At 48.0% G+C, this 26,157-nt stretch carries 22 protein-coding genes; 13 read left to right on the top strand and 9 right to left on the bottom strand.

From position 1 onward, the window contains the following. Positions 1-46: 46 nt before the first annotated feature. From SFV55_RS05375 to SFV55_RS05335, 9 genes are all read left to right on the top strand, one after another. Positions 47-1,108, top strand: coding sequence for a thioredoxin family protein (locus SFV55_RS05375; RefSeq protein WP_320028444.1), 1,062 nt, complete (start codon positions 47-49; stop codon positions 1,106-1,108). 56 nt (positions 1,109-1,164) lie between these two features. Then, complete coding sequence (locus tag SFV55_RS05370; protein ID WP_320028443.1) at positions 1,165-1,740, top strand: RNA polymerase sigma factor; 576 nt, start codon at positions 1,165-1,167, stop codon at positions 1,738-1,740. 11 nt (positions 1,741-1,751) lie between these two features. Continuing rightward, positions 1,752-2,054 carry a hypothetical protein gene (locus SFV55_RS05365; protein WP_320028442.1) on the top strand — a complete coding sequence of 101 codons (303 nt, stop codon included), beginning with the start codon at positions 1,752-1,754 and terminating at the stop codon, positions 2,052-2,054. Positions 2,055-2,056: 2 nt separating this feature from the next. Continuing rightward, on the top strand, positions 2,057-2,521 hold the full coding sequence (locus SFV55_RS05360) for a hypothetical protein (RefSeq protein ID WP_320028441.1): 465 nt from the start codon (positions 2,057-2,059) through the stop codon (positions 2,519-2,521). 48 nt (positions 2,522-2,569) lie between these two features. Continuing rightward, complete coding sequence (locus SFV55_RS05355) at positions 2,570-3,364, top strand: YHYH protein (protein ID WP_320028440.1); 795 nt, start codon at positions 2,570-2,572, stop codon at positions 3,362-3,364. A 47-nt stretch (positions 3,365-3,411) separates the two neighbouring features. Next, the gene (locus tag SFV55_RS05350; protein WP_320028439.1) at positions 3,412-3,978 is read left to right on the top strand and encodes a hypothetical protein; all 567 of its coding nucleotides are present in this window, start codon (positions 3,412-3,414) and stop codon (positions 3,976-3,978) included. A 323-nt stretch (positions 3,979-4,301) separates the two neighbouring features. Further along, complete coding sequence (locus SFV55_RS05345; protein ID WP_320028438.1) at positions 4,302-4,952, top strand: SCO family protein; 651 nt, start codon at positions 4,302-4,304, stop codon at positions 4,950-4,952. Positions 4,953-5,101: 149 nt separating this feature from the next. Then, positions 5,102-5,980 carry a flavin reductase family protein gene (locus tag SFV55_RS05340; RefSeq protein ID WP_320028437.1) on the top strand — a complete coding sequence of 293 codons (879 nt, stop codon included), beginning with the start codon at positions 5,102-5,104 and terminating at the stop codon, positions 5,978-5,980. A 33-nt stretch (positions 5,981-6,013) separates the two neighbouring features. Beyond that, the gene (locus SFV55_RS05335; RefSeq protein WP_320028436.1) at positions 6,014-6,865 is read left to right on the top strand and encodes an SDR family oxidoreductase; all 852 of its coding nucleotides are present in this window, start codon (positions 6,014-6,016) and stop codon (positions 6,863-6,865) included. Positions 6,866-6,977: 112 nt separating this feature from the next. Here SFV55_RS05335 and SFV55_RS05330 read toward each other — a convergent pair whose 3' ends face one another. The 7 genes from SFV55_RS05330 to SFV55_RS05300 form a co-directional block, all read right to left on the bottom strand. Next, positions 6,978-8,300 (bottom strand): alpha/beta fold hydrolase, encoded by a 1,323-nt coding sequence (locus tag SFV55_RS05330; protein ID WP_320028435.1) that lies wholly within the window; start codon positions 8,298-8,300, stop codon positions 6,978-6,980. Between the two features lie 315 nt (positions 8,301-8,615). Beyond that, on the bottom strand, positions 8,616-10,514 hold the full coding sequence (glgB, locus tag SFV55_RS05325; RefSeq protein ID WP_320028434.1) for a 1,4-alpha-glucan branching protein GlgB: 1,899 nt from the start codon (positions 10,512-10,514) through the stop codon (positions 8,616-8,618). Positions 10,515-10,753: 239 nt separating this feature from the next. Further along, complete coding sequence (locus tag SFV55_RS05320; protein WP_320028433.1) at positions 10,754-11,284, bottom strand: isoamylase early set domain-containing protein; 531 nt, start codon at positions 11,282-11,284, stop codon at positions 10,754-10,756. 384 nt (positions 11,285-11,668) lie between these two features. Then, positions 11,669-12,979, bottom strand: coding sequence for a TolC family protein (locus tag SFV55_RS05315; RefSeq protein ID WP_320028432.1), 1,311 nt, complete (start codon positions 12,977-12,979; stop codon positions 11,669-11,671). 336 nt (positions 12,980-13,315) lie between these two features. Next, complete coding sequence (locus SFV55_RS05310) at positions 13,316-13,999, bottom strand: ABC transporter ATP-binding protein (protein ID WP_320028431.1); 684 nt, start codon at positions 13,997-13,999, stop codon at positions 13,316-13,318. Between the two features lie 21 nt (positions 14,000-14,020). Continuing rightward, complete coding sequence (locus SFV55_RS05305; RefSeq protein ID WP_320028430.1) at positions 14,021-16,423, bottom strand: ABC transporter permease; 2,403 nt, start codon at positions 16,421-16,423, stop codon at positions 14,021-14,023. Positions 16,424-16,708: 285 nt separating this feature from the next. After that, the gene (locus SFV55_RS05300) at positions 16,709-17,938 is read right to left on the bottom strand and encodes a mandelate racemase/muconate lactonizing enzyme family protein (RefSeq protein ID WP_320028429.1); all 1,230 of its coding nucleotides are present in this window, start codon (positions 17,936-17,938) and stop codon (positions 16,709-16,711) included. A 212-nt stretch (positions 17,939-18,150) separates the two neighbouring features. On the opposite strand from SFV55_RS05300, the gene SFV55_RS05295 reads away from it, so the two are divergent. Both SFV55_RS05295 and SFV55_RS05290 read left to right on the top strand, forming a co-directional pair. Next, the gene (locus SFV55_RS05295) at positions 18,151-19,017 is read left to right on the top strand and encodes a sugar phosphate isomerase/epimerase family protein (protein WP_320028428.1); all 867 of its coding nucleotides are present in this window, start codon (positions 18,151-18,153) and stop codon (positions 19,015-19,017) included. Positions 19,018-19,080: 63 nt separating this feature from the next. Continuing rightward, entirely contained in the window at positions 19,081-21,933 is a 2,853-nt protein-coding gene (locus SFV55_RS05290) for a PVC-type heme-binding CxxCH protein (RefSeq protein ID WP_320028427.1), read from the top strand. 5 nt (positions 21,934-21,938) lie between these two features. Here the strand turns inward: SFV55_RS05290 and SFV55_RS05285 are convergent, their stop codons facing one another. Further along, on the bottom strand, positions 21,939-22,271 hold the full coding sequence (locus tag SFV55_RS05285) for a hypothetical protein (RefSeq protein ID WP_320028426.1): 333 nt from the start codon (positions 22,269-22,271) through the stop codon (positions 21,939-21,941). Between the two features lie 34 nt (positions 22,272-22,305). Beyond that, positions 22,306-22,644 carry a hypothetical protein gene (locus SFV55_RS05280; protein WP_320028425.1) on the bottom strand — a complete coding sequence of 113 codons (339 nt, stop codon included), beginning with the start codon at positions 22,642-22,644 and terminating at the stop codon, positions 22,306-22,308. 183 nt (positions 22,645-22,827) lie between these two features. On the opposite strand from SFV55_RS05280, the gene SFV55_RS05275 reads away from it, so the two are divergent. Next, positions 22,828-23,904 carry a hypothetical protein gene (locus tag SFV55_RS05275; protein WP_320028424.1) on the top strand — a complete coding sequence of 359 codons (1,077 nt, stop codon included), beginning with the start codon at positions 22,828-22,830 and terminating at the stop codon, positions 23,902-23,904. Between the two features lie 203 nt (positions 23,905-24,107). After that, positions 24,108-25,961 carry a stage II sporulation protein M gene (locus SFV55_RS05270; RefSeq protein ID WP_320028423.1) on the top strand — a complete coding sequence of 618 codons (1,854 nt, stop codon included), beginning with the start codon at positions 24,108-24,110 and terminating at the stop codon, positions 25,959-25,961. Positions 25,962-26,157 lie beyond the last annotated feature (196 nt).

Raw genomic sequence — 26,157 nt, 5'->3', positions numbered from 1 at the left:
GCGCAGGGTTTGTGGTGATTTGTCGTCTCATCACTAAAACCCGCTAATGAAAAAAACGCTCCTCCTCAAAACGGTGCTGGCCGGACTGGTACTGTTGTTCGCAGTTACCAATATGGGCTTGGCCCTGACCATCAGTGGCCGCATTACCAATGCTAAGACCAGATTCATTCATTTCCGCAGCTGTTGGGATCGACGAGATAGCTTTCAACTAGATGAAAAGGGCTACTTTAGTGCTACTCTAAGCATTAGCCCTTATGAGAAGTCTTTTGATCTGATTTGGGTAGCAAAAGATGGTTATGGAAGAGGGGTTTATATGCTACTCGACCCCGATGATGTGGTATCAATCACTGGCAACAACAAAGGCGGAAGAGTGGAATTCATCAAAGGCAATGTCGAGCGCAAAAATTACCTGAATGACCTACTGGAAAAAACGAACGGTCTCAACCACCGGAAATATGATTTTGGAGAAGAAAAAAGGGACTCTATCGATCGGGAGATTTTTAAGTACCTGGATACCCTTTTCATCAAAGACCCGGTTTTGGCCATCGAGTGTATAGGTTTTATGCGTTATACCCTTTTTACCAATGAATACAGTTGGAAAAAATTTCCACACGTCTGGCAATCCCTTGAATCTGTACCTGCGGATGTGAAGGAAAATTCATACACCTATAAAAAACTGAACAATCGACTCTGGCCGGGTAGAACCATGCTCGAACTTAGTTTTGTTGACACTTCCAAAATCAGCCACCGCAGCGATGAATGGTCAGGGAAACCCATCCTTTTGAGGTTTGGCAACAGTTGGTGCAGAGCTTGTTTATTAAATGATCAGGCCTATCTTGCTCAATATGAGGAGTTAAAAGATAAAATAGTGTTGCTCAGTATTGCCAGAGAGGACTACTTTAGCGATTGGCAAAAATACGTTCGTAAAAGTCCATTGCCCTGGCAACAAGGTTTTTGGGTCAGCGATGAAAGCATCGACAGGGATGGATTATGGGAAAACTATCACCTTAATGCCGTTCCACTGGACATCCTCATCGACCAAAACCGAAAAATCATCAGCTTCAACCCCAGCGTTGACGAGGTTTTAGCTTTTCTCAATAAAAAATAATACCAAGTCGCGCAGGTTTTTTAGAACCTTCTCGTCTAACCCCTAAACACCAACTTTTGACCAAAGCCAAAGCACATATCCACAGTTCTCAGGAAGGCAGCAGTACTTTCCAGGACTACTTTTACACCCACAAAGACCGGGTGTTCAATACCGCTTTGTCTTTGTTGCAAAATTGGGAAGAAGCCGAAGAGTTGACCCAGGATGTGTTTGTGGCCGCGTACGAGGCCATCGGCAGTTTCCGGGGGCAGTCGAGCATGCACACCTGGTTGTACCGCATCACAGTGAATAAGGCCTTGGATCGGATCAAGGCCCGTAAAGCGCAAAAACGTTTTGGCATCACCTTGTCGCTTTGGCGGCAAACGGAGCAGGAAGAAAAAAACCTGGATCTACCCGATTTTATTCACCCAGGGGTGCTACTTGAACGGCAGGAATCCAGCGTCGCTTTGTTCAAAGCCATTGCAAAATTGCCGGAAAACCAACAAAGTGCCTTTGTACTGGCCAAAATAGAGCAGCTCAGCTATGCTGAAATCGCCCAGGTTTTGGAGATCAGTACTCCGGCGGTTGAGTCACTTTTGGTACGAGCCAGACAGAAATTACGGGAATTGCTCAAAAACTTTTACGAGAACGATTAATACATTGCCTGATGGACGAATCCAAACATCCTGATCCAATAGAGGCTGCATTGCAAAGCCTGGAAGGCCTGCAAAGAGCCAAGGCGGATGAGGCTTTGCTGCAAAAAATCGAAGCCCGCATCCAGGCCACCCGTGCGGCGCGACAAGTGCAACACCTGCAGGTTCGGCGCATGGCCATTCAAATGGTTGCTGCTGCGGTGCTAATGTTGCTGCTCAATTGTGCGGTCTGGTTCAATGTAGGTTTCAAACAGCAGGAAATGCAAAAAGTGGAGCAGTTTTCCCGCCTGTATTTTGCATCACCACTCAATTATTAAACATGAATGCCATCAAAATAATGGGCGGAGCCCTCTTGCTTTTGTTTGTACTCAATGTCGTTTCGCTGGGTTTACTCCTGCGTATAAACCGCCCCCACGATCGGCCCAATCGGCCCTCGGCTGCGGCGGAATTCCTGATGCATGAGCTGAAGTTCAGCCCGGCTCAAAGGGATGAATACCAACAGTTGATCAAACAGCACCGCAGCAAAATGCAGGCAGTTGAAGCCGAGCGCGTCGAATTGCGCCAGGCCCTTTTTGCCGGAATTGCCCAAAATGATACTGCTGCACTGGCTGGTTTGCGCCAATTGGAGGGCGAAGCGGAGTTGATCACCTTCCAACATTTTCAGGCGGTGCGTAGGCTGGGCGATACGGAGCAAAAACAGCGATTTGACCAAATTATTCAAGAAGTCATTCGCAAAATGGCAGCCCAACGGCCTCATCGACCTAAAAGAAAGGAGCATCGATAGACCGCTACTTAACTCTTTTTTTCATTTCATCACACAATGAACCATCCAATGAACAAGATTCCTTTCAAATTATCCCTGCTTTCCCTGTTGATAGCCTTTTTGTCGATCAGTATTGCTTGCCAAAAAGCAGATGGTGATAGCACCAGCCCAATTGACACTACGGGCAACAACGTCAACCCCAGCAGCAGTGAAATGCTCACGATCTACAAAAAAATCTACGGGGCTACTGATGTGTACCTGGATGGCAATTTTGTGGTGGTAAAAACCAAAGATTTCCCGGATCACAAAAGCCCTTATTTCAAAGGAACGGCCTGGGAAAGCACCAAATACGAGGCATACACGGGCAGCAACCCCCAATTCGCCATCAACCCCAACCGCATTTCCGAAAAGAATCTGACCTTTCGTTTTCCGGTGAATCCGCAGGAAGCCAGTTCAAAATCGGCTACCCCCCTGGGCTCAATTGGCATATCGCTTAATGGTGTGGTGTTGTTCAACCAGTATGCCGGGCCCAATCAGCCCCTGACCAATGAGATCAACTCTTTTGACCAGCACAATGGCCACCCTGCGCCCGGCAATGAGTACCACTACCACGTGGAGCCGATGTACCTGACGGGTAAAGTAGGCAAGGATGCACTCCTCGGCTTCCTCTTGGATGGTTTCCCGGTTTATGGTCCGCAAGAAAATGGCAAAACGGTCAGCAATGCGGATCTCGATAGTTACCACGGCCACAAACACGCTACCACCGAATTTCCCAAGGGCATCTACCACTACCATTTTACCAATGAAGCGCCTTATTTGAATGGCAGTGGTTTTTTTGGCACACCAGGCACGGTTAGTCGATAATGATGATGGTAAACCAGAAAACAAGCTTTGAACAATATGTGCTTGGAATGGTGCTTGCGCTCTTGCTGTGCAACTGTGAGTTGGGCAAGCACCAGATTCCAGCGCAAAGAATGAATGCTGCTGCCGAAAATTGGAGTAGTCAGAATGGTCAACTGTTTTGGCATGGTCAGCCCTTTAGCGGGTATCGCTACGCGCTATACGGCCCTCGCGATACCGCCGAAATGATCCCTTTTTGGCATGGAAAGGAAGAAGGAGTGGCCCGTTACTGGCACCCCAATGGTCGCTTGCGGGAAAAGCGCTTTTTTAAACAAGGCAAACGGGAGTGCATCCATTACGGTTGGTGGGAAAATGGGAAACCTAGCTTTGTCTACCACTTCAAGGCCGATTTGCATCAGGGCCTGGCCTACACCTGGCATCCCAATGGAAAATTGGCCAGCATTTTTAATTATACCCAAGGCCAAGAAGACGGCCAACAACAGGCCTGGTACGACAATGGAGTGTTGCGCCTCAATTACGTGGCGAGGAATGGGCGTCAATACGGATTGACGGGGGTGAAAAACTGTGCTACGGTTTGGGATGCAATGGTGGGGGAGTTCAAGGAGAAGCCCGAGTAATTCAATAGACTTGAGGCGATTCGATTATCAAGTAATTGATGATTTTCTTTTTTGAGTTACGAGTTCCGAGTACATGACTTACGATTTTTGAAGTGAGCTACCGCAGCGATTTTGACTCCGTCTTGGCTGAGTCGTAGCGGTAGCTTACTTCAAAATTCAAAACTTCACTTCAAAACTCAAAACTCATGTACTCGGAACTCGTAACTCGAAAAATCTCTGTGCCAAATTACTAGGCGCTAATTTAATTGCTTGATAATCAAATCGCCTCAAGTCTAATCAATTCCAGGATTAAGCGGAATTCCAAACTCCTCAAAACCATCACCATGCCAAAATCACTCTTATTCATCACCATAACTCTGTGTTGCTACCTGACTGCCTGTCAAAAACCGACACTCAGCACGCTCCCCGTCTACAATAGCCCCAGTTTTAACCCACTTTGGCTAACTGAGTCAGCCCTCAACAGTGACACCATCCATCGCATTGCCTCCTTTGCTTTGTGCAACCAACTCGGCGATACCCTCTCCAATCAGGATTTGGACGGTAAAATTTACGTCGCCAATTTTTTCTTTTCCGTTTGCCCCAGCATTTGCCCCAAGATGACCAGCAACCTGCAATTGATCCAGGAAACCTTTGCCAATGATCCGGGGGTCAAATTGCTTTCCCATACTGTCATGCCTTGGGTGGACTCAGTGGCTCAATTGCGGGATTACGGCGAGCGCATGCACATCAACCCCAAACAATGGCACTTGTTGACTGGCTCGCGGGCCGAGATTTACCAATTGGCGCGGCAGAGTTATTTTGCTGAGGAGGAGATTGGGTACAACCGGGATTCGACCGAATTTTTACACACCGAACATGTGTTGTTGGTGGATACCAAAAGGCGTCTGCGGGGGATTTACAATGGCACTTTGCCGCTGGATATGGAGCGTTTGCGGGATGACATTTGGACTTTAAAGGAAGAATTGAAAAAGTAATTTTAGTATAAAAAATCAGGGCCGGATTACTAGGTATGTTAAACAAATCACCAAGGGCTAATGCATAATTTATGATCTTTGTCTGACGCATGACTCGTGTTCCTGCGTTATTTTGCTGAGAATCAACATAACTCCAAAAAATTGCATTGATGTCCATCAAAACCATTGACCCGAACAGCATCAGCATACCTGATTTGCAGGGTTACCTTCAGGCGGCTGTTGCACCGCGGCCCATCGCTTTTGCCAGTACCTTGGATAAAGAAGGGCAAATCAACCTCAGCCCTTTTAGTTTTTTCAATATGTTTAGTACCAATCCACCGATTTTGGTGTTTTCGCCTTCACGACGGGTGCGTGGCAATAGCACCAAACATACCCTGGACAATGTGCTGGAAGTAGCCGAAGTAAGCATCAATGTGGTGAATTACAGCATGGTGGAACAGATGTCTCTGGCCAGTACCGAATACGAAAAAGGGGTTAACGAATTCATCAAGGCAGGATTCACCCAGGTGCCTTCCACTTTGATCCAGCCTCCACGGGTAGGGGAGGCGCCGGTTTCCTTTGAGTGTAAAGTCCTACAAGTGATCCCTACTGGTTCCGAAGGCGGTGCTGGTAATCTGGTTATTTGCCAGGTTTTGCTCATTCATGTGCAGGAGCAATACCTGGATGCCAATGGTCGGCTGGATACGACCAAGCTCGACCTGGTAGCCCGCATGGGGGGGAACTGGTATTGCCGGGCAAGTGGCGATGCCCTTTTTGAAATTCCCAAACCACTGCTGACCAAAGGCATTGGTGTAGATGTCCTGCCTGCGTCCATTCGCAACAGTACCGTCCTAACGGGAAACAACCTTGGGCGCCTGGGGAATCTCGAATTTTTTCCAACTAGTGAGGAAATAGCTACTTTGCGAACTCAAACCGAGGTTCAGGCTGCTTTGCAACAAGGCGCTGAAGCCCTGCACCAACTGGCCAAATCCTGGATTGAGGCAGGTAAAACCGAAGAAGCGCTAAAAATTTTATTGCTGGAAGCCTGATCCGTGTTAATTTCGCGCAAATTTTTGGATACAATGAAGAACAAAGTAGCAGTGGTTACGGGGGCAAATTCCGGCCTGGGATTCGAAACGGCTAAGGCTTTGGCCACCCAAGGTGCCCGGGTCATTTTGCTCAGCCGCAGCGCCGACAAAGGCCAGGAAGCACTGGATAAAATATTTGCAGCCACCCAAAACGATCAATTGGAGTTGTTGACCGTGGATTTGGCTTCACAAGCTTCGATTCGGGAAACGGGCAAACTCATTTTGGATAAACACCCTGTGATTGATACATTGGTGAACAATGCAGGCACCTGGATTTCACAGCATTCCCTGACTGAGGATGGGGTGGAAACCATGTTTGCCGTGAATCACCTGGCCTATGTGCTGATGAGCCACCTGTTGTATCCTGCGATCCGCAAGGCCGAAGATGGCCGGATTGTTTGTGTAGCTTCGGATTCTCACTTTCAGTTCAAAATCAATTACGCCGACCTGAACCTGACCAACAAATACCACGGCTTGCGCGCTTATGCCCAGTCCAAAGGGGCGAATGTGATGTTTGTGTCCGAATTACATAAGCGTAAGCAAGAAGAAAATGTATCCAGCTATGCCATCCAGCCTGGCTTGGTGAAAACCGATATCGGTGTAAAAAGGACCAATTGGTTGCACGCCCTGGCTTGGAAAATCCGCCGCAGCGGCGGGGTAAGCCCGGCAGAGGGGGCGCTTTGCCAAATCTTTTGTGCAAGCGCGCCAGAAGCCAAGGGCCAAAGTGGTTTGTATTGGGACAAGTGTAAGCCAAAACCTTCGGCGAAGTATACGTACATCGAGGAGGATCGGGCGCAGTTGTGGGAGCAGTGCCTTGAGATGTGTAAAATCGATTCGTTCTTTTAGACTACCTAACTTAGGTGCCCCTTTGGTGCCTTAGGTTTCTTAGGTGGTGAAAATCTTGCTCCGCAAAATTCTTTTCTTTTTCACCACCTAAGAAACCTAAGGCACTAAAGGTTCACCTCAGAATTTTCCCCAACCAACTCAGTGTTTCCTCTGCAATTTTTGGATTAAAATTCCCCTTCGTATACTGCTGCGCTTTGAAGTTTTGATACGCCTCCGTCCAATCTTTACTTTTCATCATAAAATGATCCAGGTCTGGAATGGTCACCCAGGTGGCCGTGTTGGGATGAGCTTCGTTGACGGTTTTTTGAATCATCAGGGGCTCTACCAGGCTACATTGCTCATAATCCGCGCCGCCGTGCAGGATCAGAACCGGGCAATTGGTTTGCCGCCAACTTTCGGCCAGATTGACCGAATCGAGTTGTTGCCAAAAACGCCAATGGCGGCCCCACATGTTGTTGCTGCCAGGCTGGTAATTGAGTTCGGATTCAACAATGGCCTTGTATTCAGGAACTTCATGGAGTTGGGTCGGATTTTTTTTGAGCACAAACAACTCGTAATAAACCTTTTGGATTAGCCGCACGAAGGTTTCGGTTTGCTGGTAACTCAGGTTTTCCATCAAGGGCTTTTGTACCCGGTGCATTTCGAGCAAAAATTCACTCCAGGGTCGGAATACACAAGCAAAAACCATCACGCCGCGAGGAGTATGCCGCTTGGCCACTTCGGGCGCAATGGTGCCGCCCATGCTGTGGCCCCAGATGAATAGATTGGATTTGTCTACAAAAGGCAATTGCTCCATGTAACGGTAGCCCGCATCAAAACTCTCGATGTCGGTGGCCAGGTCTACTTCGGTGCAGTGGGCACAACCATCACTGTCGCCAAGGCCACTTTTTTCAATGGTCACCACGGCATAGCCATTTTTTAGCCACTCATTCATCAGTTTGCCATTGTAGCTGGTGCTGTAGTTTTCGATGCTGCCACAGCCGTAGCCGGGGATGAGCAAGATGCAGGGCAGATTGCTTTTGCCCTTGGGTTTGCGCGTGATCGCCCGCAAGTATCCCTCTTTGAATTTTACCCAATCGTATTGAATGTCTGCAATGGGGGAACTTTCAAATGGTCGCATCACAGCTGTGACGGTTTTAAAATTACTGGCCCCATCGCGCTGAAAACGGACATTGACCTTGTCGCCATTGCGCACAAGGCTGGCAAGGGCGTTGTAATCGGCCATTTTTTTGAGGGCTTTGTTGTTGAGCTCGGTGAGCAGGTCCCCCTTTTTGAGACCAGCACTGGCCAGGGTGGTATTGGGCAAAATGCTGTCGACGAGAATGCCGATGGGGCTTTCTTTTCCCAACAAACCCATGATGGCCTTGCGTTGGGGCTGGGCAAAAGCAGACAGGCTGGAAATGAAGAGTAGCAAAAGAAGGCTGGTGGTGCGCATAAACCGTTGATTTGTTCAGCGAAGCTAGGCGATGAAAGGGAAAGGAATATCCCCCGATGTGGGGGAAATCTACATGTTGGCGAATCCAGTCGCGATCCTGGAATTCGAGGCCAGCGGCGTAGTCGTCGCCGATGGCGAGGCCGAGGAGGAGGTCGGAAAAGAGCATCTAATTAGGATTCACCGAGATCAATGTTCTCCAATCTTCCATAAAATTTGGATTGTAATTTTATCCCAATCTAAGACAAAATTCCCACAAATACAAACGGCGTGAGCAGTCCTTCCGTTCCACCCACGCCGTTCTATTTTCTATCGAATTTACACCTTTTGAAAAATCACCGTTGCCAATGGTGGCAAGGTAAACTCAATTGAGTGTTCCCGGCCATTCCACTCCTGTTTGTCGGCTTTGACGGTGCCGTTGAGGTGATCTCCGGTGCCGTTGTAGATTTTGGCATCACTGCTGAGTACCTCTTTCCATTTGCCCGCAGCGGGTACCCCAACGCGGAAGCCCTGGCGGGTGGTAGGTGTGAAATTGCACACGACCAGCAAGTTTTCCTCTGCTTTTTCACCCTTGCGCAAGTAAGCCAGTACACTGTTTTCCCAGTCACCGTGCTCAACCCATTCAAAACCTTCAGGGTGAAACTGTTTTTCATACATCGCCGGGTGATCGGAATAAAACTTGTTTAGGTCGCGTACCCAGGCTTGTACGCCCTTGTGCGGGCCAAACTCGAGCAACCACCATTCCAGGCCCCGCTCGATGCTCCATTCACTGGTTTGGCCAAACTCGCCACCCATAAAGAGCAGCTTCGTACCCGGGTGTGTATACATGTAGCCGTACATTAGGCGCAGGTTGGCAAAACGTTGCCACTCGTCGCCGGGCATGCGGTCGATCAGCGGGCCTTTGCCGTGCACCACCTCGTCGTGTGAGAGGGGCAACATGAAGTTTTCGGTAAAGGCGTAGATCAAACTGAAAGTGATCTCCCCGTGGTGGTATTTGCGGTGGATGGGGTCCTTTTTGAAATAATCCAAAGTATCGTGCATCCAGCCCATCATCCATTTTTGGCCAAAGCCCAATCCGCCCGCATAGGTAGGTTGAGATACCCCCGTCCAGGCCGTGGATTCTTCAGCAATGGTGATGGCATCCGGAAACTCCCGGTAAGACATCGTATTGAATTCGCGCAAGAAAGAAATGGCTTCCAGGTTTTCTTTGCCACCTTGGGGGTTGGGTATCCACTGGCCCTCTTCACGGGAATAATCCAGGTAAAGCATGGAGGCCACTGCGTCGACCCGCAAACCATCCGCGTGGAAGCGATCGAGCCAAAACAGGGCATTAGAGACCAGGAAGTTTCGTACCTCATTGCGGCCAAAATTGTAGATCGCACTTTTCCAGTCCGGATGGAAACCCTTGCGTGGGTCTTCGTGCTCGTATAGGTGGGTACCATCAAATTCGGCCAGGCCGTGGGCATCCGTAGGGAAATGTGAAGGAACCCAGTCCAGGATGACACCAATACCCGCCTGGTGCAATTTATCCACCAGGTACATGAAGTCTTGTGGTGTGCCAAATCGGCTGGTAGGAGCAAAATACCCAGTCACCTGATACCCCCAGGAAGGGAAGTAGGGGTGCTCCATCACGGGCAGAAACTCCACGTGAGTGAAGTTCATTTCTTGGAGGTATTGCACCAGATCTACCGCCAGTTCGCGGTAGCTCAAGGATTCGTTGCCATTTTTTTTCCAGGTACCCAGGTGTACTTCATATACGGAGTAGGGTTGGGGTTTACCTGCTTTATCCTGGCGCTGTTTGAGCCAGTCCTGGTCCTGCCAGGTGTAGTCATTGTCCCACACAATGGAAGCCGTTTTGGGAGGTACTTCCCAAAACAAGGCATAGGGGTCGCCTTTTTCCACATGTCGCCCGTTTTGGGAGTGGATGTGGTATTTGTAAAGGGTGCCTTTTTCCAGTCCGGGAATAAACCCCTCCCAAATGCCGGAACCATCCCAACGGGAGGAAAGCGGGTGCTCCTGGGTGTTCCAAAAGTTGAAGTTGCCAATCACCGAAACGGACTGAGCATTGGGGGCCCACACGGAAAAGTATACGCCTTTTTGGCCATCGACTTCGATCAAATGGCTGCCCATTTTTTCGTAAATCCGAAAATGAGTACCGGACTTGAACAGGTAAATATCGTAGTCGGTAAAAAGGCTGTGGTTGATTACCTTACTCATACATGCAGAGATTGGAGGCTTCGACAGACCGGGGCCTGTCGTTACTGATGGAAAAAGCGAATCGTATAAAATGGATGAAAAGAGAGGGGTAATACAATTGGATTGTACCCTGACCTAATCTTTGTTTCATACCCTAGCAAAAATAGCAAGGTAATGCTAAAAGAGAAGTGATCTGCAAAAAAAAACGCAGCATTACCAAATAAAGTAATGCTGCGTTGGAGAAATGCTGGAAATAAGCACTATTTCTTAGGCGTCTCCTTTGCTTTTGGCTTGGCAGGTGCTTTGGCTGTTTTTGCCTTGGCAGCCGGCGTAGTAGTAGTTTTAGCTGGAGCTTTAGCTTTGGCTGGAGCCTTTGGGGCTTCTTCCTTTGCAGCAGCAGCAGGCTTTTCAGCCTTAGGGGCGCCAGTTGCTTTAACTTTTTTGCCGCCTTCAGCTTTACCGGTTAATTCACCGTCAACTACAGCAGATACAGAAACCAAAGAGTTGTTGATGCCATCAAAGGGGGAAGGTACATAAGCGTCGGCAGCCCAATCGTTTTCCCAACGTTCGTTGTTGATCGCGTAGCGGAATTCGTAGTTGGCACCCAGTGCCAATTCAGTAGATGCAGTGTACTCCGTTTTGCCAGCCTTCATAACCAGGCCGCTTTGCCAGGCCCAACCATTGAAGTCGCCCAATACGCGAACTTCAGCGCCGTCCTGAACAGCAGTGGTAGGCAAAGAGAAAGTAACTTTACAAACTTTTTTCGTTTTGGAATAATCCTTCTTCAACATGTCATTTGGTATTTGTGGTTGAAAGAATCAATGACTTTGTTGCGATCTAAGCAGGTGATGTAAGGGTGCAATAATTTTAATTGCAAGGGCAAATTTAGGAGCTATTATTTTGATTTTCAAAGCCCAATGCTTTTTTTCTTATTTTCTAAACGCTGGACGAGCTGAAAAAATATCTGGCATTTACGCATTTTTTGAAATAATATTTATCCAGGAACAAAAAGATATCAGGCTTTTTTGGGAGGGATGTGATTCAACAGAATAATCAATGGTAATAAAAAAATGAAAAAAAATAGGATTTAGTTGAAAAAATTGGGGAGTTGAGCAGGTGAAGTTACCACAAACGACAGATTTTCAACTTTCTCAACTCCTCAACTCCTCAACTTTTTAAAACTTACCGTTCTCGTAGTACTGCAAAATTATTTTCCAAATCAAGTGGCGGTATTTGGCTGAGATCAGGTTGCCATTTGATTGGGTCAGGTTGTTCTTTGCCAAAATGTACTCAGATGTATTGGCCGTTCCGGCGGAAAAACGTTTTTCAAACAAACGTACATTTTCCGTTTGGGCAGCTACTTGTTGTTCGGCTGCTTTCCACTGCTCCTGGGTCGCCCGGTGGTTTTGTACGGCCTGTTCAATCTCGGTACGGAGTTGGTTTTTTACATCAGCCAGATTGTTCTCGGCAATGTTTTCATTGATTACAGCCCGTTGTACCTGTTGCTGGAGGGCACCACCCCGAAACAAGGGCATGTACAAGCCGATGCTCATGCTTCCGTTGCGGGTAGCATCCAGTTGTGAAAAGTAAGCTTCAGTACGGGTGCTGGTAAAAAAAGCACCGTAATTCCCCTGAAAATTGATGCTGGGGAAAAAATTGGAACGAGCAGCTTCCACCCCTTTTTGGGCGCTTAAAATACGCAATTGAGCTCCTTGTATTTCGGGAAGGCTAGCCTCTGCTTTTTGCAAAAGTGTTGCCGAAGCCATGGCTTCGGCGGGGCTGTTGACCCTTTGGATCAGGTTGGCATCCAGTTGGGCGTTCATGTCCACTGGCTGGTTCATTTGTTGGAAGAGGTTGACCTTGGCCAACTCGGCATTGTTGCGGGCGCTGACAGCATTGAATTCCTCATTGGCCAGTTGAGCTCTGAGTTCATACACCACTACTTCATTGGCTACTCCCGCAGCTACTCTTTTTTGCGCCAGTTCGATTTGCTGTCGGGTAGCATTCGCTTGCTCCTGGGCTACGCGGAAAAGCTCCTGATTGGCCAGGGCATTGAGGTAAAACGTGATGATGTTGCGGCGAATCAGATTTTTGCTGGTTTCTACATCTTTGATGCCCGCCTGAATGGCCTGCTTCTGTTGTTGGCCCTGGTATTTTAGCCCGAAACCACTAAAAATGGGTACCGATAGGTTCAAACCATAACCATTGCTGAGAAAAACCTCATCAATCCGCTGGTTGGTATTGACGTCGATGCTGCGGCCAAAGTTGAAGTTTTGCCCAAAACTCAGGCTTAGGTCGGGCATTTGTTGCGCCCGAATTTGTCGCAGTGACACTTCGGCCAAATCAAGTTGATACCCTGAGTTTTTGATTTGCAGGTTGTTTTCCAAGGCAATGCGCATGCAGTCGTCCAGGCTCAGGGTACTTTGCGCTGTGTTTTTTGAGGCTCCGAGACTGAGTATAAAGAGCGCCAAAAGTATGTTTTTCATAAATGATAAGTTTGGGGTTGAGGAGGTTGAGAACATGAGTCATCCCAAAAAATTGGGATGACAAACCGCGGATGCGGTTGAATTTAGAATAGCCCCGGTCGTCCGGGGTCATTTTGGCAGTAAAAGGTTTCGCAACCGCGGATGCGGTTGAACTTTTTGCTCAATTGAGTTCAACCACTGCCGTGGTTGCCACCAATTTGGTCCAACTATTTACCCCGGACAACCGGGGCTATTCTAAATTTAATCGCTCCGCGATTAGGTTTATGCCCGATTTTGACTTTTCAAAAATTCGGGATGACTCCTGTTCTCAACCTCCCTCAACTTATTTCTTTCAACTTATTTCGTGGTTTTTTCCTCCCGCTCAACATGCCCATCCAACAAGTGAATAATCCGCTGGGCATAAGCGGCATTTTTTTCACTGTGGGTCACCTGGATGATGGACACTCCTTCTTCTTCATTGAGCTTTTTGAAAATCTGCATGATTTCATCCGCTTGAGCCGATTGCAGGTTTCCCGTAGGTTCGTCGGCTAAAATCAGCTTGGGTTGGCCTATCAATGCGCGGGCAATGCCCACGAGTTGTTGTTGGCCCCCCGAAAGCTGATTGGGAAATAAATCCTTTTTAGCCACCATATTGAATCGATCCAGGATATCTGCCACGCGGCTTTTGCGCTCAGACCCCGAGATTTTTTTGTACAACAGGGGTGTTTCCAGGTTTTCGTATACCGTTAGTTCATCAATCAGGTGGTATTGCTGGAATACAAAGCCGATGTAGTGCTTGTACAGTTCGGTGCGCTTTTTTTCCGAAAGTTTGTGTACGGGTTCGTCCAAAAAGTAATACTCGCCTCCACTGGGTTCTTCCAACATCCCGATGATGTTCAGCAGTGTGCTTTTTCCAGCCCCGGAAGGCCCCATGATGGACACAAATTCACCTTCAAAAATATTCGCGCTAATGTCTTTGAGCACCCAGTTTTTCTGGATGCCACTGTTGTGGTACTTAGCTATGTTTTTTAGTTGCAACATGTGTTGTATAAGTTGTAGTTGTCATTCGTTTTTAATTGCAGTCACCGGATTGGCCAGGGCCGTACGCAGGCTTTGAATGCTTACCGTCAGCAAGGCCAGTACAATCACACTAAGGCCCGCTGCCGCAAATATCCACCATTCTACCTCGATGCGGTAAGTGAATTTTTTCAGCCATTGGTTCATCAGGTACCAGGCAATCGGGCTGGCGATAAGGATCGCCAGCAGTACTGGTCGCAAAAATTCGGTCGACAGCAGGCTCATCACATTACCAACGGTTGCCCCCAGCACTTTACGGATGCCAATTTCCTTGGCGCGGCGGGCCGTGGCATAAGCTGCCAGGCCAAACAAGCCCAAACAGGAGATAAAAATAGCGAGTCCGGTAAAGATGCCAAACAGTTTGGCCATGCGGTCTTCGGCTTTGAAGAGGGTGTCATAAGATTCGTCCAGGAAGAAATATTCAAAGGGTTTATCGGGGCAATGTTTTTTGAACTGCTTTCCAATTGCGGCCATCGTTGCTTGCACATTGGCCGTTTTTGACAATTGCAGGTACAAAGTCCCTTTAAAATCTTTATCCACAATCGACATCGCTAGTGGTGCTTTTTGATTCAGGCTCATTTCGCTGAAGTAAAAATCGTTCAACACACCGACCAGGGCTTGCCCCAAAAGGCTACCTACTTCATTTGCTTGTGTCAGGGACTTTACCCCCAAATCTTGGGCTGCAGTGGCATTAAGCACCATTTTTCCTTCCCAACCTGCCGTGTTTTTTAAATCAGCTGGCGGAATTTTCCAGGTCAAGCCCAACATATCGACCAAATCAGCATCTACCCCAAAGCTATGTAGGGATACTTCTTTTTTATTGATGGGCGAGGTGACAAAAAAAATCGAATTGTAATCCTTGAACAGCGCCATAGATGCGCTCCCCGTTTTTTCTATTCCGTTCAATTGAGAAACTGCATTGCGAAAAGCGTGAAAGCCTTCTGAGGAGGGCGTCATCATCATGATCTGCTCCTTGTTCATTCCCAGTTTACGCGATTGTAAATAACTGAGTTGCTGTTGGGCCACCACAGCGGCAATGACAAGTACAATCGAAGCTACGAACTGAAACACAGTAATGCTTTGGCGAATCTGGATGCCCCCTTTGCTGCTTTTTAAAAAACGCCCCTTCAGTACTTCTACTGGCCGAAAAGCGGAGAGCACCAGCGAAGGATAAGCACCTGCTAGTACAATACAAGCCAGCATCAAACCCAACATAGGCAATATCACGATCGGGCTCAGCATAAAGGCAGCATCAATCTGAAGATCCAGCCGATCAAAAAAGATGGGGCGCAGGAAAAAAGCCAGACCAAATCCCAATAGGAAAGAAAGACAAGTAATCAGCACCGATTCCCCATAAAACTGACCAATCAATTCGCCACGAAATGCACCCAAGGCCTTGCGCACCCCTACTTCCCGAGCCCTTTCATTGGCCCGGGCAGTGGTCAAACTCATATAATTGAGCAGAGCCAGCAAAATAATCAACAAGGCTACTCCTGCAAAAATATATAGGTTGTTGATGCCTCGAGCCTCAGCGCTGCTACTTTCCCCCAGGTGGAGATCGGTGAGGGCCGAGAGCATAAACTTGTGGGTTTTGATTTCTGATTCTGATATTTTGCCCCGTCGCATTAGTTTGGTAATGTTGTTCAAAACTGATGCTTGGATGGAAGTATTGGCCAAATGCAAATAGGTCTGAAAGGAGCCCGGACGCACTACGTTGTCCACTTTGAGCAAGTCGTCTTTCAACTCAGGATTGAGCAATCGTTGAAAAGCAAACAAGGATTGCAAAGGCGCAACAATGTCGTAAGCCAGCGAAGCATTGGAGGGGGCATCTTTAATGACACCACTGATCACGAAATCGAGCCCACTGTTGAGCGTCATGGTGCGGCCCAGTACGTCGCTATCTCCAAAATATTTTTTCGCAATGGATTCACTCACGACTATTTTCCCCGGCTGATCCAAAGCGGTACGTGGATCGCCTTGTAAAAAAGGAAAGCTGAATACTTTGAAGTAGCTGGGATCGGCGAGTACAAAACGTTTTTCGTAAAAAATATGGTCAGCGTCGCTTTTGAATGCTAGTTTTTCATTGAAGGAGGTATACATGCGTACATAGTCCTTCACTCCGGCAGTACTTTCCTTGAGGGCCGGGCCCATGTAGGCTGACATGCCCGTGCCCTGCACTTCCTGATCCCCAAATTTGAAAGAGACCTTCACGCGGTAAATTGTGCTGGCATTTTTATGAAAACGATCAAAACTCAACTCGTGGGCTACAAAAACCAAAATCAGCATGCTCACTGCAATGCCTACTGCCAAGCCACCAATATTGATTACACTGTAGAACTTGTTGCGCCAGAGGTTGCGCAGCGCAAATTTGAGTTGGGTATACTGCATGATCATTTGAGTTTGTGTTGCTCGCTGGAAACCCGTGGTTGGGACAAGTGCAGTTACTTGTCCCTAACCCCAAAAACGGGCCAATTGCAACGAGATTAGTATGAAACAACAGTCAGCGTAATATTCCTACAAGAGTCGGTGTCGGATGTAATACTGGTTCAAAGTCACAGACCGTGCCATTTTTTTAAAAAACTCATTTACAATCGCTTAGTATTATTTTATTGCCAAAACCCTGTTCAGAGTCGAACAGTTTGTGTCCGATTTTGAACAGTGGTAAGCGTAAAATCAACCAATCCGCTGCGCCTTCTCCAAAACCGCCCCATCGTACTCAATGCCCAAGCCTGGCCGAACCGGAATCTCTACCTGCCCGTTTTTTGCTTCCACTTTGCTGCACCAGTTGGGGCGTACTGCTTTGACATCATACACAAATTCTTGCAGGCCATAGAGGTTGGGCACTAGGGCTGCTACCTGCCAAAAAGGAGCAATGAGGGGATCGGCCTTGGGGGTATGGGGCGCAATCCCCTTGAGGCCATATTGACTGGCGATTAGTGATACTTGCAGTGTGCGCAAAATGCCACCATTGTAATACAGGTCGGGTTGCAGTAGGTCGTATACTTTAGTTTGGGCCAGGCGGCGGAAGCGGAATACACTCGAATCTTGTTCGCCGCCTGCCAGGACGATTTTTTTCAACGCCTTGGTCACCTGGCGCATGCCTTCCTCGTCTTCAAAATTGCAGGGTTCTTCAAAAATGGCTACGCCGTGATCCTCCAATAAACGCCCTGCCTCTATACCTTCAGTAACCGTGTAGGAACCATTGGCGTCGGCGTAAATGGTAATATTGTCTCCCAGGCCTTTGCGCAAAGCTGGAATGTATCGCTGGGTTTGAGCGGCGTTTTCGGCAGTATTTACCATGCGGCCACCAATCTTGATTTTGACCCCCTTGGCACCGGTCGCTTTGAGCTTTTGCTGAAGGCTTTCGACAATCTGGAGTGGGTCGCCTTCTCGATTCCAGTCTGAGATGTATACGGGATAAGAACTACGCAGGGCAGTGCCCAAGAGTTGATGAACCGGTTTTTGCGCCATCCGACCCAATAAATCCCAAATCGCAATCTCCACCGAACCGATACAATTCCATAGTGGCATACCTGCATACTTGTAATTGCTGTTGAGTCGGTAAGCATTGTCTACGAGTTGGGCCACGTCCCGTGCGTCAAATCCCACAAAATGAGGCAACACCAAGCCCTTCAGCAGCGAGACCAAATGGGGCATGCGGTCATTGCACTGGGTGATGCCGAGTTGGTCTTTACTGCGCACTACCAGCAGCAGGTATTTTTCTACTTGTAGCAACTCGACGGATTCGATCAGGATTTTATCGGGAAGAATTTTTTTTAAATCAGGTAGCGGCCAGCTCGGCAATGGTTCAGTATTGGTCTCGGCTGCAATTTTTAGCTGTGGTAAAAAGCTAAAGGCTGCGGCGCCAAGGAGGCTATTTTGGAAGAAACTACGGCGTTGCATGTCGTGCTACATTTGGTGGATATACCTGTGCAAACTAATCATTTTTTGTATCTTGCATGAGTAGTGGGGCAAAATAAATTGTTCATTTTCTTTGAGCTAAAGGATTAGATAAGACACTTGAAATGAAGCGTTTACTTATCTAGTCATTTGACAAAATGAACAGTTTATTTTTTATCGCCCCTAACATCCCATTATCACAAAAATATAGGATCATGCCTACCTCTCGTCGCCATTTTTTGCAGCAAACTGCCGGACTTGTAACGGCTTATGCGTTGCAACCCTGGCTCGAACCTTGGGTCGAATTCCGGCGTCATTTCAAAGTAGGTGCCTGTGATTGGTCCTTGGGCAAAAGTGCCGACCTTGCTGCCTTTGAACTGGCCAAAACCATCGGCCTGCCCGGCATTCAAGTCAATTTGGGCAATCTGGCCAACGATCTGCACCTGCGCCAACCGGCCCTACAAGCTCAGTACCTGGCGATGAGCAAAAGCACGGGAGTTAAAATCAGCAGCCTGGCCATCAGCGAGTTGAACAACGTACCGTATAAATCCGATCCCCGCACCGAACAATGGGTCTCCGATAGCATCGATGTAGCCCGCGCATTCGGTGTACGTGTCGTGTTGTTGGCTTTTTTTGTCAAAAACGACTTGCGCAATGACCCTGAGGGCATGCAGGAAGTGATCAAAAGGTTGAAAAAAGTAGCCCCGAAAGCCGAACAAGCAGGCGTCATCCTCGGCATCGAATCTTATCTTACGGCCGAAGAACACCTACACATCATGCGCGAGGTAGGCTCTCCAGCTATCAAGGTTTTTTACGATTTCCGCAATGCCGCCGATGCAGGCAATGACATTTATGCCGAACTCAAAACCCTGGGTAAGGAAAACATTTGTGAATTGCACATGAAGGAAAACCGCCTACTGCTTGGCAAAGGTACCATCGATTGGCCACGGGTAGCGACCGCCCTGCGCGAAATTGGCTACCGGGGAGACAACTGGATGCAAATCGAATGGGCCAAACCGGATGCAGAGGATGTGGTGACCGCTTATCGGTACAATTTGGCGTATTTGAAAGATTTGTTTTGATTGAACTCCTCGCCGAAAGGCCAAGGATTGACGAACCCTCGAACCATTAAACCAAAGCTGCACATGAATCGTATTTTTCTTTTCATTTTTCCCCTAGTCTTGGGTCTATCCTGGCCGACACCTAGCCCTCAGGACCCCCTCAAACTCTACCTCCCCGACGACCTGGAAGTGACACTCTGGGCCGAAAGCCCAATGTTCTACAACCCCACCAACATGGATGTTGACCTCAAAGGCCGAATTTGGGTCACTGAAGCGGTCAATTACCGCAACTTCAATAACGATTCCACCCGTTTTCGCCACCACCAAAAGGGAGACAGGGTGATGATCCTGGAAGATACCGATCAGGACGGAAAGGCCGATCAGTCCAAAGTATTTGTGGAAGACCCCGACCTGGTTTCGCCCCTCGGCATCGCGGTGATGGGCAAATACATTCTGGTGTCTTGTTCTCCCAACCTGATCCTCTACACCGACGAAAACGGCGACGATAAGCCGGACAAAAAAGAGATCCTGCTCACTGGTTTTGGCGGCAAAGACCATGACCACTCGCTACATTCCGTAGTGGCTGGCCCCGATGGCAAGTGGTATTTCAACACGGGCAACGCCGGGCCACACCTGGTCAAAGACCGTGCGGGTTGGACCCTTCGCTCCGGTAGTGTTTATACCGGAGGCACGCCTTATAATACGAAAAACGAAGGCAATCAACGCAGCGACGACGGCAAAATCTGGGTTGGCGGCCTCCAATTGTGCATCAATCCCGATGGCACTGGCCTAAGGGTATTGGGGCACGGCTTCCGCAACAGCTATGAAACTTACATCGACAGCTATGGCGACATGTGGCAAAACGACAACGATGATCAAGTTGTCACCTGTCGGGTTTCCTGGCTGATGGAAGGCGGAAATGCGGGGTTCTTTAGTGCTGATGGCACCCGCTACTGGTCCGCTGATCAACGGCCTGGGCAGGAGATGTTCACGGCGCATTGGCATCAGGAAGACCCTGGTTTTATGCCCGCTGGAGACAATACTGGCGCGGGTTCTCCGACTGGTGTAGTGGTCAATGAAGGTGATGGACTAGGTGTGAAATACCGGGGCATGTTGCTCAGTGCTGATGCTGGCCGCAATGTCATCTTTGCATATCAGCCAAAAGGCCAGGGCGCTGGTTTTGATTTGGGCAAAAGGCAAAACCTGCTGAGTTCGGTAGCTCAGGACGATGAAGGCTACGTCTGGAATGACAAACGCCACGACGCGGACCTTAGCAAGTGGTTTCGCCCCTCCGATGTGATGATGGGCACCGACGGTGCCATGTATGTAGCCGATTGGTATGACCCCGTAGTAGGCGGACATCAAATGAAAGACAGCATTGGTTATGGCCGCATTTACCGCATCACCCCCAAAGGCAAAAAACTGAGCGCTCCCAAACTGGATTTACAAACAGTGGAAGGACAATTGGCTGCTTTTCAAAATCCAGCCCCTAATGTGCGGGCACAAGCGTATCAGGCCTTGCTGGAACAGCGAGCTACCCGGATTCCTGAATTGATGGCCTTGTTGAAAGCGGAAAATCCTTACGTACGGGCGAGGACGATTTTTTTATTGGCAAAAATGTTGCCAGCGCCGATCCTGCTACCCACACTCGAACCTTTGGTGAAGGATGCAGATGCTCGTATGGCAGTTGCTGGCTTCCGGGCCCTGCGCAATGTTTTGCCTACAACTGAAATTCTGGCCTTGTGCTCGCGCCATGCTCAGTCGGGCAATCCGATGTTGCGTCGAGAAATCGCCATTGCCATCAGAGATTTTCCCCTGGAACAAAAAGCTACGATTTTACTCCAACTCGTCCGCCAATACGAGGGCCAAAATCCCTGGGAATTGGAAGCCCTAGGAGCAGCCATGGAGGCCCATACGCAGGAATTGTGGCCACAATTACAGGCCATCTCCCCGCCGTTGAGTGAAGCAGTTTGGCGTAAACTCGCCTGGCGTTTGCACCCTGCTGTGGCCGTAAATTCCCTGCAAGTATGGGCAAGTGATGCCAAAGCAAGTCCCGCAGCGCGTAGCCAGGCTTTGGTGGGCCTGGCCTATGTCAAAGACCGCAAAGCCGCCGAAGCCATGCTGGCCTTGAGCAAAAGTCTTTTGCCCGATGTGGCCGAGCAGGCCAAGTACTGGCTCTCCTTTCGGCAAAGCAACGATTGGGCCAATTTGCTGGACTGGCAAAAAACGGGGCTGGACCTGGCCAAAGAGAAAAAAATGGCACTCTGGAAAGCCCAACGCACCAAACTACTCAATACCAATATTGCGGCCTGGGATCGACTCAACACCGCGGAACGAATGGCAAAAGACTCATTGGGTGGGCAATTGTTGATGGGCATGCTGCTGGAAAACAAATTGCCAGCTGACTTACAGGAGCAGGTGGCCAAGCATATCTTTAGCAACCCCAACCAAGCTGTACGCATCCAGGCCGGGAATTATTTCAAACGGCCAGGAACGGAGAAACTTTGGTCAATTCCTATGATTGCTAAACTCAATGGGAATGCGGTCAATGGCAAAAAGGTGTTTCAGAACAGTTGCGCCAATTGCCACCGCGTTGGGAAAACAGGGCTAAACATCGGCCCAGACCTGACTTTGATCAAAAAGAAATTTGACCAGATAAGCCTGTTGGATGCCATCATCAATCCTTCGGGAGCGGTTGTTTTTGGCTACGAAGCCTGGAGTGTAACCACGCAGGACGGGGAATCGGCTTTTGGTTTTATCGTCGCCGACGGCCAAAACCTGGTGATCCGCGACCTTACTGGTCAACAACATGTTTTCCCTGCCAACAAGGTGTCCAAACGGCAAAAGCAGCCTGGATCATTGATGCCAGATCCAGTGGCGTTGGGCTTGAGTCAGCAGAATTTGGCGGATGTGAGTCGGTTTTTGTTGGAGTTGTAGGTGGGCTATTCAATGATGGTTAGAAAAATTTCCTGTTTGCCTGACATTAAAGCCTTTTTTTCAAGAAAGGCTTTAATGCACGCTCCACAATAAGGAACCGAAAGCAGGTTCAATTCATCACTATTGATAAGCTGGCCATCTTTATATTTTTGCATAAATTGATCGTACTCTTCTTTTAACACCAACTGGGCAGAGCTAAGATCGAGGTCTTTATCTGTAATGGTCAGGCGAATTAATTCTTGGTCAACCAGTTGGCCTTCGTGTATTATTTTGCTTACTTTATTAGAGACAAACCCGATCATATGCTCGCCGTGAATTGGGCAAAGTATCATTCCCATGGTTCTATTTTTGAATTTCTAAAACCTCTATTACTCATTCAAATATGTTCAGATGGAAGTTTCTTTCCGAGAAAACAAGGTCGTTTTTTTGACGATAATCATTTATACATTGACCACAAGTCACTATAAATAATTCATTTATCTCGTCGATTGAAAGTCCGTCATTGAGCAAGGTTTTTTCGAGAAGGAGGACGAATTCATGTTCAAAAATCAAGACTGAAAATTGTATGATTGGCTCATTTGAGTCAATTAAATTCAGAAGAATAACCTCCTCCTGGTTATTAGGCGTTTTCTGGGTCATGGCATGATTCAATTCAATTGAAACGGGTCCTGCAATCTGATCGCCATGTACAGGGCATTTAATTTTTCCCATTTTTTCTCATTTAGGGTAGAGGTCCATCATCATATGTTGGCTGGTTCAAAAAGTAGATCAAACGGGCCTAAATCATTTTGCAAGATGGTAAGGTTTTGCATTTTTTTCAAAAAAACTGAGCCTTTTTGGAACACATGGATGCCATCAAAACACCTTTATCAAAATCACCTAAAACCCATTATCATGAAACCGCAATTGTTCCTTTCCTATTTCAGCACTGTTCTGTTTAGTTTGATGTTGCTGCCTTTGATCGCAGCCAATTTGGTACAAAACCCCAATTTTGAAGTTGTGGGCGCCAATGGTGTCCTGGTCAACTTACCTGGTGCACCTGCCCCTTTTGAATCCCCCGCTAAATCCTGGTTTTTGCACACCAGCAACAACAACGCCCCCCTAAGCTCCCGCATGTTGCCTTCCGACGGGCCAAACGCCCCCCGAATGATCGAAATCCGCTGCGGCGGCAATGAAAGTGGCGTTTTCCAAAAATTCAATCCCAATGGCCATAAAAAAGTAATCGTTACGGCTTATGTAAAAGTGGTCACTGGCCAGGTCCAATTGGGCGTGGGTGTGGATGGTTTTACTAGTCAAGCCGTCTCGGTAGGCCCAACCAACAAGTGGGAAAAACTTAGCTTCGTCACCGACGGCACCAAACTCAACAACTGGGTATGGGTTTACAACCAAAACCCGAATGGCGGCTTGTTTTTTGTCGACTTTGTAGAGGTTGAACCTACCTGCACTCCAGATATTTTTACCCTCAATAGCAACTTCTCCGCGGTCGGCCCACTGGGTATTGCTACCAACCATGTAGGCCCGATGCCTCCTGCGGGCACTCCTTCTGCTTCACTGGAATGGCGGGCGCACAACAGCAATGCTGGTGCGTTGATCAATACCAACCTGATGGGCTCCAATGGTCCCGATGGCGGCCGGATGCTGCTGGTACGTACGCTCGGCAATGAAGGTGGTGTATTCCAGGTATTCAACCCCAATGGAGTGAAAAAAGTAGTGGTTACTGCCTGGGTGTACGTGATGAAAGGCAAGGTGCAATTGGGTCTGGGCAAGGATGGTTTTACCATCCAGGCCGTGATGAGCACCAAGGTTAACCAGTGGGAAAAACTGACCATTGTATCCGACGGCGCAACGCTTAACAACTGGGTTTGGGTTTACAATCAGGACCCGAATGGTGGCGATTTTTATGTTGATTTTGTGGAGGTGAAGTCGATTTGTCCGCTGGTGTTGATCCCGAATTTGGCGCAGCGGAATTAACGAACACAAAGAAAAATTACCAAAGCGGCATATTTTTTAGCATAAACATGAGTCATCCCAAAAATTCGGGATGACTCATGTTTGTGCTAAAAAATGTCGCTCGTATAAAATTGTAATCCAACGGCACTTTTGGATTTAAATCTGATCCCCAGTGTAACATCTTTCCTTTTTTTTTCGTAAAATGCCCCTCGTAAAGCCCAAATATGCGCGAGACCCAATTTATTCAGCAGAACAAGGAAAAATGGGGCGAGTTTGAAAACATCCTGGAGGATGAATACAAAGACCCCGACAAACTCAATAACCTATTTGTACAGATTACGGACGACCTGTCCTACTCTCGTACTTTTTACCCCAATCGTTCGGTGCGGGTGTACCTCAATGGGCTGGCGCAACGGATTTTTCACGACGTTCACAAGAGTCCCTCCTCACCCTGGCGCGCTTTCAACCATTTTTGGACCGAAGAATTGCCGCAGTTGTATTACGAAGCGCGGCGCGATATGTTGATTGCCTTTATGGTATTTGTGTTGGCTTTTGGCATTGGCGTGCTTTCCTGTGCGATGGACCCGGATTTTCCGGAAATCATTTTGGGGGAAAGCTACATTGACATGACCGAAACCAACATCAAAAATGGGGACCCCATGGCGGTGTACAAGCAAAAAGGGATGTTCAACATGTCTTTAGGCATCACCCTGAACAACCTGATGGTAGCCCTTTTGACTTTTTTAACCGGGGTTTTTATTGGTGCAGGATCTCTGATCGTGTTGATTTTTAACGGCATCATGGTCGGTGTGTTTCAGTATTTTTTCATCGAACGGGGTTTGTTTTGGGAATCTTTTCTCACCATCTGGATACATGGTACCATTGAGATATCCTGCATCATTGTAGCCGGGGCTGCGGGCATCACCATGGGGCGGGGCCTGGCCTTCCCGGATACTTATGCCCGGGATCGATCCTTCCAACTCTCGGCTCGTCGGGGGATGAAAATGATGATTGGCATTGCTCCCTTGATTATTTTGGCTGGGATTATTGAAGGTTATTTGACGCGCAATACCGATGCGCCCCAGCTGATTCGGGGCATTTTTATCCTGATTTCCTTGTTTTTTGTGCTGAGTTATTTCTTGTGGTATCCTGCTTTAAAAGCGCGGATTGGCTTTGCGCCGCCACTGCATAGCGCCGATTTAACCCCTGACCTCAATCTAAAAATCAACTATCACAGCATTAAACGCAATGGGGAGATTTTTACCGAGGCCTTTTTGTTCATGCGCAATCACCTGCGTTCGGTATTTTTGTTGATATTTGGTTGTACCGTTTTGTACTGCCTGTTGGTTTTCTCCAGCAGTTCGGCCATCAATGATGAAATTTTTAATTTGCCTACCAATTGGTTCGATTTTCTCGACGACTTTGATGCCATAATTTTCAATGAGCATCTGCCCTTATTGCCTGTTTTTATGGGTATTTGTGTAATGATCCTGACCACCGGGATCAATCGTCTGATGATTCGAGACAGCGATGCCACCTGGCCAAGTTGGGGCAAACTCCTGATTGATTTGTTGGCTGCTATTCCCGGAACTGCAGCCTTGTTGCTTGTGTTTTATGCACCAGGTGGGATCACTTGGCTTATTGGGAGTTTGGCAGTCCCACTTTCTATCCTTTGGGTTTTTATCACCCAACGGGAAGCGGAGGGCAACCCGTTTAAGGGAATTCAGCGGACATTCTCCCTGAGCATGCCGCAGTTCGGCAAGATGTGGGGACTCTCCCTGATCATGATGGGCACAGGGATGTTTTTTCTGGGCTTGATGCATACTGGGGTGGTCGGTTTTTTTCTGGATGTAATCAACTGGATCGTCAACCTGCCGGCCAAACAGATGGATAAATTCGGCATCGTCTTTTTGATGGGCTTGCAGGTTTTTATGACCTTTTTTGTCCTGGCCATGCTCCTGATTGGATTCGGGCTCTTGTATTACACCTTCTCCAGTATCCAGGATGCGGGGGATTTGTGGAATAAAATTGCGAAGATTGGGCAACAACGGCGGATTCGGGGTTTGGAGCGGGAGTAGTGTTTGATTATTTTGAGTTAAGAGTTAAGAATACATGACTTATGAGTTTAGAAGTGTGCTACCGCAGCGACTTGGAACAGGACTGTGTCTAAGTCGCTGCGGGAGCTCACTTCTAAACGCAAAAGTCATTTAATCGTCAAACAAAAAAAACAAGAAAAAAATCAACCAAGTAATTTATAAACAACTCGCCGCAAGT

This window comes from Haliscomenobacter sp. (assembly GCF_033763495.1).
Taxonomy (GTDB): domain Bacteria; phylum Bacteroidota; class Bacteroidia; order Chitinophagales; family Saprospiraceae; genus Haliscomenobacter.
This window is presented reverse-complemented; position numbering and strand designations above follow the sequence as displayed.

Coding starts and splice junctions, on each gene's coding strand:
- SFV55_RS05375 (WP_320028444.1), top strand. CDS start 47: ATGAAAAAAACGCTCCTCCTCAAAACGGTGCTGGCCGGACTGGTACTG.
- SFV55_RS05365 (WP_320028442.1), top strand. CDS start 1,752: ATGGACGAATCCAAACATCCTGATCCAATAGAGGCTGCATTGCAAAGC.
- SFV55_RS05360 (WP_320028441.1), top strand. CDS start 2,057: ATGAATGCCATCAAAATAATGGGCGGAGCCCTCTTGCTTTTGTTTGTA.
- SFV55_RS05355 (WP_320028440.1), top strand. CDS start 2,570: ATGAACAAGATTCCTTTCAAATTATCCCTGCTTTCCCTGTTGATAGCC.
- SFV55_RS05350 (WP_320028439.1), top strand. CDS start 3,412: ATGGTGCTTGCGCTCTTGCTGTGCAACTGTGAGTTGGGCAAGCACCAG.
- SFV55_RS05345 (WP_320028438.1), top strand. CDS start 4,302: ATGCCAAAATCACTCTTATTCATCACCATAACTCTGTGTTGCTACCTG.
- SFV55_RS05340 (WP_320028437.1), top strand. CDS start 5,102: ATGTCCATCAAAACCATTGACCCGAACAGCATCAGCATACCTGATTTG.
- SFV55_RS05335 (WP_320028436.1), top strand. CDS start 6,014: ATGAAGAACAAAGTAGCAGTGGTTACGGGGGCAAATTCCGGCCTGGGA.
- SFV55_RS05330 (WP_320028435.1), bottom strand. CDS start 8,300: ATGCGCACCACCAGCCTTCTTTTGCTACTCTTCATTTCCAGCCTGTCT.
- glgB (WP_320028434.1), bottom strand. CDS start 10,514: ATGAGTAAGGTAATCAACCACAGCCTTTTTACCGACTACGATATTTAC.
- SFV55_RS05320 (WP_320028433.1), bottom strand. CDS start 11,284: ATGTTGAAGAAGGATTATTCCAAAACGAAAAAAGTTTGTAAAGTTACT.
- SFV55_RS05315 (WP_320028432.1), bottom strand. CDS start 12,979: ATGAAAAACATACTTTTGGCGCTCTTTATACTCAGTCTCGGAGCCTCA.
- SFV55_RS05310 (WP_320028431.1), bottom strand. CDS start 13,999: ATGTTGCAACTAAAAAACATAGCTAAGTACCACAACAGTGGCATCCAG.
- SFV55_RS05305 (WP_320028430.1), bottom strand. CDS start 16,423: ATGCAGTATACCCAACTCAAATTTGCGCTGCGCAACCTCTGGCGCAAC.
- SFV55_RS05300 (WP_320028429.1), bottom strand. CDS start 17,938: ATGCAACGCCGTAGTTTCTTCCAAAATAGCCTCCTTGGCGCCGCAGCC.
- SFV55_RS05295 (WP_320028428.1), top strand. CDS start 18,151: ATGCCTACCTCTCGTCGCCATTTTTTGCAGCAAACTGCCGGACTTGTA.
- SFV55_RS05290 (WP_320028427.1), top strand. CDS start 19,081: ATGAATCGTATTTTTCTTTTCATTTTTCCCCTAGTCTTGGGTCTATCC.
- SFV55_RS05285 (WP_320028426.1), bottom strand. CDS start 22,271: ATGGGAATGATACTTTGCCCAATTCACGGCGAGCATATGATCGGGTTT.
- SFV55_RS05280 (WP_320028425.1), bottom strand. CDS start 22,644: ATGGGAAAAATTAAATGCCCTGTACATGGCGATCAGATTGCAGGACCC.
- SFV55_RS05275 (WP_320028424.1), top strand. CDS start 22,828: ATGAAACCGCAATTGTTCCTTTCCTATTTCAGCACTGTTCTGTTTAGT.
- SFV55_RS05270 (WP_320028423.1), top strand. CDS start 24,108: ATGCGCGAGACCCAATTTATTCAGCAGAACAAGGAAAAATGGGGCGAG.